Source organism: Variovorax sp. P4_D9, from assembly GCF_056401695.1.
On the sequence record NZ_JBFUIU010000293.1, the window covers coordinates 1 to 10,538 of the forward strand.

The 10,538-nt window shown below is 64.7% G+C and carries 6 protein-coding genes and 4 tRNA genes; all 10 read right to left on the minus strand.

Features of this window, described 5'->3' with window-relative positions; translation table 11 throughout:
• Nucleotides 1–111 precede the first annotated feature (111 nt).
• The gene (locus tag AC1DY5_RS27350) at nucleotides 112–744 is read right to left on the minus strand and encodes a DUF6806 family protein (protein WP_478116488.1); all 633 of its coding nucleotides are present in this window, start codon (nucleotides 742–744) and stop codon (nucleotides 112–114) included.
• Between the two features lie 22 nt (nucleotides 745–766).
• Nucleotides 767–859, minus strand: a tRNA-Leu gene (locus AC1DY5_RS27355).
• Nucleotides 860–945: 86 nt separating this feature from the next.
• Nucleotides 946–1,019 (minus strand) — tRNA-Cys (locus AC1DY5_RS27360).
• Nucleotides 1,020–1,083: 64 nt separating this feature from the next.
• Nucleotides 1,084–1,159 (minus strand) — tRNA-Gly (locus AC1DY5_RS27365).
• A gap of 54 nt (nucleotides 1,160–1,213) precedes the next feature.
• Nucleotides 1,214–3,655, minus strand: a complete 2,442-nt coding sequence (lon, locus tag AC1DY5_RS27370) for an endopeptidase La (protein ID WP_478116489.1) — start codon at nucleotides 3,653–3,655, stop codon at nucleotides 1,214–1,216.
• Nucleotides 3,656–3,860: 205 nt separating this feature from the next.
• Complete coding sequence (gene clpX, locus AC1DY5_RS27375) at nucleotides 3,861–5,126, minus strand: ATP-dependent Clp protease ATP-binding subunit ClpX (protein ID WP_478116491.1); 1,266 nt, start codon at nucleotides 5,124–5,126, stop codon at nucleotides 3,861–3,863.
• Nucleotides 5,127–5,264: 138 nt separating this feature from the next.
• The gene (gene clpP / locus AC1DY5_RS27380) at nucleotides 5,265–5,873 is read right to left on the minus strand and encodes an ATP-dependent Clp endopeptidase proteolytic subunit ClpP (protein WP_093159368.1); all 609 of its coding nucleotides are present in this window, start codon (nucleotides 5,871–5,873) and stop codon (nucleotides 5,265–5,267) included.
• Nucleotides 5,874–5,964: 91 nt separating this feature from the next.
• Nucleotides 5,965–7,278: a trigger factor gene (gene tig, locus AC1DY5_RS27385; RefSeq protein ID WP_478116493.1), complete on the minus strand. Its 1,314-nt coding sequence runs from the start codon at nucleotides 7,276–7,278 to the stop codon at nucleotides 5,965–5,967.
• A 31-nt stretch (nucleotides 7,279–7,309) separates the two neighbouring features.
• Nucleotides 7,310–7,396, minus strand: a tRNA-Leu gene (locus tag AC1DY5_RS27390).
• Nucleotides 7,397–7,522: 126 nt separating this feature from the next.
• Nucleotides 7,523–10,538 (minus strand): efflux RND transporter permease subunit (locus AC1DY5_RS27395; protein ID WP_478116495.1); only part of this gene is annotated, 3,016 nt, incomplete at its 5' end.

Sequence of the window (10,538 nt, forward strand, 5' to 3'; positions counted from 1 at the left end):
GGGGACAGATGGCCAAGCGAGGACTCCGCGAGTGGATGGTCGCCGAGCAGAGCGGAGCGGCGTGACCGCTCCGCGTCCGCTTCCGCTGCCGGGCCGGCCCGGCGGGAAAGGCTAGTGCAGGTGGCGCGGGCGCCGGCCGCCGCCATGGCCGCCGGTGCCGCTGCCTCCGGTGCCGCCACGCGGGCGCTTGCCGATCTCGAGCGAGTTCACCAGCGCATCGAAACGATCGCCGAAGAGCTTGTCGATCTCGGCCACCACGCCGCCGAGCTCCGCGCCATCGAAGTGGCGCTCCATGAGGTTCACCACGTCTTCCACCAGCAGGTCGCGCTGCACCTGCATGATGGCCGCCGGATTCGGGCCGACGAAGAGCATCAGGAAATCGTCGCGCGATTCCTCGTCGGGGTCGCCCTCTTCCTCGTCGAAGTCGGTGTCGTAGAAGGTCACCTCGAGCGCGGCACCCTGCTCGGACAGTTCGTTCAGCGCCATGCACATCTCGTCGAGCGCCTGGCGGAAGTCCTCGTCGCCAGCCACGGTCCAGCAGATCTGGAGCATGTGCTCCTTCTGCTCGAAGCGGATGCCGGGCTCTTCTTCGTAGACGCTGGTGGCGCCGTCGGCCAGCGACTTGGCGCCGGCGTATTTCCAGAGCGGCGCGAGCGCTTCCTGGATCTGCTCGAAGCTCACGTCGGAACGCAGCGGCACGTCGCCGTGCACATGGATTTCGAACGGAGCGTTATAGCGAGGCATGTCTTGCTCCCTTGTAGTGTGGTGGTGCCCGGAACCGGGGTCGAACCGGTATGCCCCTTATGCAGGAAGCGGCGGATTTTAAGTCCGATGTGTCTACCAATTTCACCATCCGGGCTTCCGGTCGGACAACGACGATACCGCAAACGAAAGCAGCCCCGGCAACATGGGTTGGCGGGGCTGCGTTTTCGGTACCGATGTCGGTGGAGGCGCGACCCGGAGTCGAACCGGGCTAGACGGATTTGCAATCCGTTGCATAACCGCTTTGCTATCGCGCCACGCTTAACTAATTCTTCTTCGACTCGAAAAAAAGGGAAGCCTTGAGCTTCCCTTTTTCAAAACTGGAGCGGGAAAAGAGTCTCGAACTCTCGACCTCAACCTTGGCAAGGTTGCGCTCTACCAACTGAGCTATTCCCGCGTTTCAAGCCTCAAATTATATCGCATTTTTTCGAGGCCTCGCAACACCCGAAGCTCAGTGCTTCACCGATCCTTCGACCGGCGTCGCGGCCCGCTGCTTGGCGAGTTCGGCCACCGCCGCGGCCGAGGCCGCAACCTCCTCATCGGACAAGGGCGTCGGCATCTTCTCGAGCGCGATCTCGAGCACCTTGTCGATCCACTTCACGGGCACGATCTCGAGGCCGTTCTTGACGTTTTCGGGGATGTCCTGCAGGTCCTTGGCGTTCTCCTCGGGGATCAGCACGGTCTTGATGCCRCCRCGSWGSGCCGCRAGMAGCTTYTCCTTCARGCCGCCGATCGCCGTSACCTCGCCGCGCAGCGTGATCTCGCCGGTCATCGCGACGTCGCCGCGCACCGGGATGCCGGTCAGCGCCGACACGAAGGCGGTCGTCATCGCGGCGCCCGCACTCGGGCCGTCCTTGGGCGTCGCGCCATCGGGCACGTGGATGTGGATGTCGCGCTTCTCGAACACCTCGTCCTTGATGCCGAGCCGGCGGGCGCGGCTGCGCACCACGGTGCGGGCCGCCTCGACCGACTCCTTCATGACGTCGCCGAGCGAACCCGTGCGGCTGATCACGCCCTTGCCGGGCATCGTGACCGCTTCGATCGTCAGCAAGTCGCCGCCGACTTCGGTCCAAGCGAGGCCGACCACCTGGCCGACCTGGCTCTGCTTCTCGGCCAGGCCGAAGCTGTACTTGCGCACGCCCAGGAAGTCGTTCAGGTTGGCGCCGGTTACCAGCACCTTGGGCTCCATCTTCTTGAGCAGCAGGCCCTTGACCACCTTGCGGCAGATCTTCGACAGCTCGCGCTCGAGCGAGCGCACGCCGGCCTCACGGGTGTAGTAGCGCACGATGTCGCGCACCGCTTCCTCGTTGATCAGCAGCTCGTCTTCCTTCACGCCGTTGTTCTTCATCTGCTTTGGCAGCAGGTACTTCAGCGCGATGTGGGTCTTCTCGTCCTCGGTGTAGCCCGCGAGGCGAATGACTTCCATCCGGTCCAGCAGCGCCGGCGGGATGTTCATCGAGTTCGAGGTGGCGACGAACATCACGTCGCTCAAGTCGAAATCGACCTCGACGTAGTGGTCGCCGAAGGTGTGGTTCTGCTCGGGGTCGAGCACTTCCAGCAGCGCACTCGACGGGTCTCCCCGGAAGTCGGTGCCGAGCTTGTCGATCTCGTCGAGCAGGAACAGCGGGTTGCGCGTGCCTACCTTGTTCAGGCTTTGCAGCACCTTGCCCGGCAGCGCGCCGATGTAGGTGCGGCGATGGCCGCGGATCTCGGCCTCGTCGCGCATGCCGCCGAGCGCCATGCGGGTGTACTTGCGGCCGGTCGCCTTGGCGATCGACTGCCCGAGCGAGGTCTTGCCGACCCCCGGCGGGCCGACCAAACACAGGATCGGCGCCTTCACCTTGTCGACGCGCTGCTGCACTGCGAGATATTCGAGGATGCGGTCCTTGACCTTCTCGAGGCCGTAGTGGTCTTCGTTGAGGACCTCCTCGGCATGGGCGAGGTCGTGCTTGATCTTGGTCTTCTTGCTCCACGGTAGGCCAATCAGCACGTCGATGTAGTTGCGCACCACGGTGGCCTCGGCCGACATCGGCGACATCAGCTTGAGCTTCTTGAGCTCGCCCTCGGCCTTCTTGAGCGCTTCCTTGGGCATCTTCGCGAGCTTGATCTTCTTTTCGATCTCCTCAATGTCCGCGCCTTCCTCGCCTTCGCCGAGCTCCTTCTGGATCGCCTTGACCTGCTCATTGAGGTAGAAGTCGCGCTGATTCTTTTCCATCTGGCGCTTCACGCGGCCACGGATCTTCTTGTCGACGTTGAGAATGTCGACCTCGCGCTCGAGCTGGCCGAACAGGTTCTCGAGCCGCGCCTTGATGTCGTCGAGGTCGAGCACCGCCTGCTTGTTGTCGAGCTTGAGCGGCAAATGGGCGGCGATGGTGTCGGCCAGCCGGCCCGGATCGTCGATGCTCGAGATCGAGGTCAGGATCTCGGGCGGGATCTTCTTGTTGAGCTTCACGTACTGGTCGAACTGCTGCATCACGGCGCGGCGCAGCGCCTCGACCTCGGTGCCCTTCTGGGTCGCGACCTCGATCGCCTCGACCGGCGTCACGTTGGCCGAGAAATGGGTCTCGCCGTCGTCGATGCGGTTCACGCGGGCGCGCTGCTGGCCTTCGACCAGCACCTTCACGGTACCGTCTGGCAGCTTCAGCATCTGCAGGATAGTCGAGATGCAGCCGACCTCGAACATGTCCTCGACCGAGGGCTCGTCCTTGGCGGCGGCCTTCTGCGCCACCAGCATGATGCGGCGCTCGGCCTCCATCGCCAGCTCGAGCGCCTTGATGCTCTTGGGCCGGCCGACAAACAGCGGGATGACCATGTGGGGGAACACGACGACATCGCGCAGCGGCAGCAGCGGGAGGTCGAGTTCGGTGGCAGGCAGGGGGGTATGACCGGACATGGGAATCCTTTACTTGATCATGGAAAGATGGTCGGCCGCGCGCACTTTTCAAGTGCGCGGGCACGGTCTTCGTCGAAGACGCCGAACGCCTGGCGGGGAGCAGCCGTCCGGATGGGCATCAGGCCGACGCCGGGCCGCCCCGAGGCGGCCTGCGGCCCCCTCGGGGGGCAGCGACTACACGCAGTGAGGGAGCGTGGGGGCCGCATCAGGCCTTCTTGGCCGCCTCGCGATAAACGAGCAACGGTGGCTTGTTCTCGTCGATGGTCGACTCTTCGACCACCACCTTGTCGACATTGGTGGCGTTCGGCAGCTCGAACATGGTGTCGATCAGCGACTGCTCGAGGATCGAGCGCAGGCCGCGGGCGCCGGTCTTTCGGGCCAGGGCCTTGCGGGCGATCGCCTTCAGCGCCGCCGGACGGATCTCGAGGTCGACGCCTTCCATCTGCAGCAGCTTGGTGAACTGCTTGACCACCGCGTTCTTCGGCTCGGTCAGGATCTGCACCAGCGCGTCCTCGCTGAGCTCGGCCAGCGAGGCCACCACCGGCATCCGGCCGACCAGCTCGGGGATAAGGCCGAACTTGATCAGGTCTTCGGGTTCGACCTCACGGAACACCTCGGTCAGGCTGCGCTGCTGCTTGCTCTTGACCGAGGCGCCGAAACCAATGCCGGAGGCCTCGGTGCGGTTCTCGATCACCTTCTCGAGCCCGGAGAAGGCGCCGCCGCAGATGAACAGGATGTTGGTCGTGTCGATCTGCAGGAAATCCTGGTTCGGGTGCTTGCGCCCGCCCTGCGGCGGCACGCTCGCCATGGTGCCTTCGATCAGCTTCAGCAGCGCCTGCTGCACGCCCTCGCCCGAGACGTCGCGGGTGATCGACGGGTTGTCCGACTTGCGCGAGATCTTGTCGATCTCGTCGATGTAGACGATGCCGCGTTGAGCCCGCTCGACCTCGTAGTTGCAGCTCTGCAACAGCTTCTGGATGATGTTCTCGACGTCCTCGCCGACATAGCCGGCCTCGGTCAGCGTGGTGGCGTCGGCCATCACGAAGGGCACGTCGAGCATCCGCGCCAGGGTCTGGGCCAGCAGCGTCTTGCCCGAGCCGGTCGGGCCGATCAGGAGAATGTTGCTCTTGCTGAGCTCGACGTCGTCGCCCTTGGATTTCTCCTTGTGGCGCAACCGCTTGTAATGGTTGTAGACCGCCACCGCGAGCATCCGCTTGGCGGGCTCCTGGCCGATCACGTAGTTGTCGAGGTTGGCCTTGATCTCCAGCGGCGTCGGCAGGTCGTGGCGCGCCTCGCGCGCGTCGTCACCCGCGGGCAGTTCGTCGCGGATGATCTCGTTGCAGAGATCGATGCACTCGTCGCAGATGAAGACTGATGGACCGGCGATCAGCTTCTTGACTTCGTGCTGACTCTTCCCGCAGAACGAGCAGTAAAGCGTTTTTTCGCTGGAGGAGCCTTTTTTCTCGGCCATGGGCAGATGCCTCGTAACAGGGGTTTAACAATGATAGCGAAGATGAAAGCCCACAAGCCCATCGATGGCCTGAAGAAGAACGGCGTTTTCCCCCAAGGAAAACGCCGTTCTTGCTCGCGCGCCTCAGCGCCGGGCTTTTCAGCTGCGCTTGGAGATGACCTGGTCGATCAGGCCATACTCCTTGGATTCGTCGGCCGTCAGGAAGTAGTCGCGCTCGGTATCGCGGGCGATCTTCTCGAACGACTGGCCGGTGCGCTCGGCCAGGATCCGGTTCATCTGCTCGCGGGTCTTCAGGATGTCGCGGGCATGGATTTCGATGTCCGTGGCCTGGCCGCGGGCGCCGCCGAGCACCTGGTGGATCATGATCTTCGAATTGGGCAGCGAGAAACGCTTGCCCTTCTCGCCGGCCGCCAGCAGGAAGGCGCCCATGCTGGCCGCGAAGCCGATGCACAGGGTCGACACGGCCGGCTTGATGAACTGCATGGTGTCGTAGATCGCCATGCCGGCGCTGACGCTGCCGCCCGGGGAGTTGATGTAGAACGAGATGTCCTTGTCAGGGTTCTCGCTCTCGAGGAACAGCAGCTGCGCCACCACCAGGTTGGCGGTCTGGTCGTTGACTTCGCCGACCAGAAAGATCACGCGCTCCTTGAGCAGGCGCGAATAGATGTCGTAGGAACGCTCACCGCGGCCCGATTGCTCGATGACCATCGGAACCATGCCGAGGCCTTGAATTTCCTGTGCGCTCATGTGTGCTCTCCTGAGGGATTTTGTACGGTACCCAGACGAAATGGGGCTCGTGCCACAAAGCACAAGCCCCATGGCGCGGCAGCCTGCGTGATCAGCCCTGCTGGGCCATCAGCTCGTCGAAGGACACCGACTTGGCGTTGACATTGGCCTTGCCGAGCACGAAATCCGTGACGTTGTTCTCGATCACCACCGCTTCGACTTCCGCCAGCCGGCGGTTGTCGCTGAAATACCAGCGCACGACGTCGGCCGGCTTCTCGTAGCTGGCGGCCAGCTCGTCGATGTGGGCCTTGATCTGCTCCGGCTTGGCCTGCAGGTTGTTGGCACGCACCAGCTCGGCCACCACCAGGCCCAGGCGCACGCGGCGCTCGGCCTGCGGGCGAAACACGTCGTCGGGGATCGGCGCCTTGTCGGCGTCCTTGATGCCGCGCTGCTTGAGCTCTGCGCGGGCGCCTTCGATCATGCGGTCGACTTCGGCCTGCACGCTGGACTTCGGCAGGTCGAGTTCGGCATTGGCGATCAGGGCGTCCATCACGGCGTTCTTGTTGCGCGCCAGCAAACGGAACTTGACCTCGCGCTCGAGGTTGCGCTTGATGTCGGCGCGCAGGCCTTCGACCGTGGCGTCGGCAATGCTGAGCGACTTGGCAAGCTGCTCGTTGACTTCGGGCAGCTGCGAGGCCTCGATCTTCTTCACGGTGACCATGAAATCGGCCTGCTTGCCGGCCACGTCCTTGCCGTGGTAATCGGCCGGGAACGACAGCGGGAAGGTGCGGCTGTCGCCGGCCTTCAGGCCGCGCACGGCGTCCTCGAATTCCTTCAGCATCTGGCCTTCGCCGACGATGAACTGGAAGTCCTCTGCCTTGCCTCCCTGGAAGGTCTCGCCGTCGATCTTGCCTTCGAAGTCGACCGTCACGCGGTCGTTGTCGGCCACCACGGCGTCTTGTGCGCGCTGAGCAAAGGTGCGGCGCTGCTTGCGCAGGATGTCGAGGGTCTTGTCGATGGCTTCATCGCCCACTTCGGCGTCGATCTTCTCGACTTCGGCACCCGCGAGGTCGTTGATCTTGACGTCGGGGAAGACTTCGAAGACCGCATCGAAAGCCAGCTGGCCTTCGGGCGACTCTTCCTTCTCGGTGATGCGCGGCTGGCCGGCGACGCGCAGCTTGGCTTCGTTGGCGGCCTGCGAGAAAGCCTCGCCGACCTTGTCGTTCATGACCTCGTAGTGGACTGAGTAGCCGTAACGCTGGGCGACGACGTTCATCGGCACCTTGCCGGGACGGAAACCGTCCATCTTTACGGTGCGGGCCAGCTTCTTGAGGCGCGAATCGACCTCGGACTGGATGGTGCCGACCGGCAAGGTCAGCGTGATCTTGCGTTCGAGTTTCTCGAGGGTTTCAACGTTCACGGTCATTTCAGTCTTCCTTGTGAGGGGTCTTTTCTGCTGGTGCGCGGGGCCGGACTCGAACCGGCACGTTCTTGCGAACGTCAGGACCTAAACCTGGTGCGTCTACCAATTTCGCCACCCGCGCAGTTCCAGTTTTCAATTTTTTCAGGTGAGTACCGAAGTTGGCCGGGCGCTCGGGGCGCCCAGCCTTCGGTAGTTTGCGGCGGCAGGGCCTTCGCCCCACCCGCCTGAAATCGGTCAACCGCGTATTTTAAACGCTAACCGGAGCGATTCCTGACGGCGCCGGCGTCTCGCGCCTGACGCGGAAGCAGGCCGCGTACATCGCCGGCAGCGCCAGCAGCGTCAGCACCGTGGCGACGATCAGCCCGCCCATGATCGCCACCGCCATCGGCCCCCAGAACACGCTGCGCGACAACGGGATCATCGCCAGCACCGCGGCCGCCGCGGTCAGCACGATCGGCCGCAGCCGGCGCACCGCCGATTCGACGATGGCGTCCCAGGCCGGCACGCCGGCTGCGCGGTCGCTCTCGATCTGGTCGATCAGGATCACCGCGTTGCGCTGGATCATGCCCATCAGCGCGATCACGCCGAGCAGGGCGACGAAACCGAAGGGCCGGTTCAAGGCCAGCAGCGCGCCGGCCACGCCGACGATGCCGAGCGGCCCGGTGATGAAGACCAGCAGCGAGCGGCTGAAACTGTGCAACTGCAGCATCAGCAGCGTGAACACCAGGAACAGCATGATCGGCACGCCGGCCACGATCGAGGCCGAGCCCTTGCTGCTCTCCTCCACGGCGCCCGCCACCTCGATCCGATAGGCGCCGTCCCCGGCGGCCTGCCAGCGGGCCTCGAGCGCGCGCAGCTTCGGCAGCACTTCGTTGGTCACGGTCGCGCCCTGCAGGCCTTCGACGATGTCGCCCTGCACGGTGATCGCGTAATCGCGGTTCCAGCGCCACATCACGCCCGGCTCCCAGCTGAACGTCGGCCTGGCGATCTGGGTCAGCGGAATCGAGCGGCCCGAATTGGTGGGCAGGTAGGCATTGCCGATGTCCGAGATCGCCTCGCGCTCGTCCGGCGACTGGCGCAGCACGATGTCGATCAGCAGGTCGTTCTCGCGGTACTGGCCGACCGTGGTGCCGCTGAACATGGTGCGCGAGGCCTGGGCGATGGCCTGGCTGGTGACGCCGAGCGCGCGCGCCTTGTCCTGGTCGACCTCGAGACGGATCACCTTCACGGACTCGTTCCAGTTGTCGTTGACCCCGCGCATGTTGGGGTTCTCGCGCATCAGCGCCTTGACCTCATCGGCGTGCACGCGCAACTGGGCCGGTTCGGCGCCGACGACGCGGAACTGCACCGGGTAGGGCACCGGCGGCCCGTTGGGCAGCAGCTTGACGCGGCCGCGGGCCTCGGGAAATTCCTGCGCCAGGACGGCCGGCAGCCGAAGGCGCAGCTTCTCGCGCACCTTGAGGTCCTTCGACAGCACGATCAGCTGGGCCACGTTGGTCTGCGGGAACACCTGGTCGAGCGGCAGGTAGAAGCGCGGCACGCCGGAGCCGATCCAACTCGTGATGCTGGAGATGCCCTCCTCCTGCTGCAGCCGGGTCTCGACGCGCTTGACCACTTCCTCGTTGGCCGAGAAAGAGGTTCCCTCGGGGAACCACAGCTCGACCAGGATTTCGGGCCGGCTCGAGTCGGGGAAGAACTGCTGCTGCACCCTGCCCATGCCGGCGATGCCGAGCGCGAACATCAGCACGGTGGCGCCGATGGTCAGCCAGCGGTGCTCGACGCACCAGTTCACCGACTTGCGGAAGGCGTTGTAGAAAGGGGTGTCGAAGAGCTCGTGCGGCGGCGCGTCTGGGTCGTGCGGCTTGACCTTGAGCAGCAGCGTGCCGAGGTAGGGAACGAAGTAGACCGAGACGAACCAGCTCAGCACCAGCGCGATCACGGTGACGGCGAAGATGGCGTAGGTGTATTCACCGGTCACCGACTTGGCCAGCCCGATCGGCAGGAAACCGGCCGCGGTGATCAAGGTGCCGGTCAGCATCGGCTTGGCCGTGACGTCGTAGGCGAAGGTCGCGGCGCGCACCTTGTCGTAGCCCTCCTCCATCTTGCGCACCATCATCTCGACCGCGATGATCGCGTCGTCCACCAGCAGGCCGAGCGCGATGATCAGCGAGCCCAGCGATATCTTGTGCAGGCCGATGCCGAAGTAGTTCATCGCCAGGAAGGTCACTGCCAGCACCAGCGGGATCGTGATCGCCACCACCAGCCCGGGCCGGATGTCCACGTACCAGCCGAAGCGCCCGCCCTTGTGCAGCCCGAGCGCGACGAAGCTGACCGCCAGCACGATCGCCACCGCCTCGATCAGCACGCTGACGAATTCGTTGACCGAGCTGGCCACCGACACCGGCTGGTCCTGGACCTGGACCAGCTTGACGCCGAGCGGCAGCCGCTTGTCGATTTCGCCGGTGGCCTCGCGCAGCGCCTTGCCGAGCGCGATGATGTCGCCGCCCTTGGCCATCGAGACGCCGAGGGCGATCACCTCGCGGCCCTGGTGGCGCACCTTGATCGCGGGCGGATCGACATAGCCGCGGCGGATCTCGGCGATGTCGCCGAGGCGCAGATGGTTGCCGGAACTGCCGCGGATCGGCATCGCGCGCAGCTGCTCGACGCTGGTGAACTGGCCGCCCACGCGGACCTGGACCACGTCCAGCGGCGCCTGGATCGTGCCGGCGCTCTCGACCGCGTTCTGCGAGCCGATCTGGGCCAGCACGGCGTTGAAGTCGAGGCCCAGCTGCGCAATGCGCTTCTGCGACACCTCGATGAAGATCTTCTCGTCCTGGACGCCGAACTGCTCGACCTTGGCCACGTCCTTGACGCGCAGCAGGCGCTGGCGCACATCGTCGGCGAAGGTCTTGAGTTCGGCGTAGCTGAAGCCGTCGCTTTCCAGCGCGTAGATCACGCCGTAGACATCGCCGAAATCATCGTTGAAGAACGGCCCCTGGACGCCGGACGGCAGCGTCGAACGCATGTCGCTGATCTTCTTGCGGACCGTGTACCAGACGTTCGCGACCTCGCCGGGCTTCGATGAATCCTTGATCTCGAAGATGATCTGCGACTCGCCGGGCTTGGAGTAGCTGCGGATCTTGTCAGCGTAGGGCGCCTCCTGCAAGGTGCGCTCGAGCTTGTCGGTCACCTGCTCGGCCACCTGCTGCGCCGTGGCGCCGGGCCAGTAGGTGCGAACCACCATCGCCCGGAAGGTGAAGGGC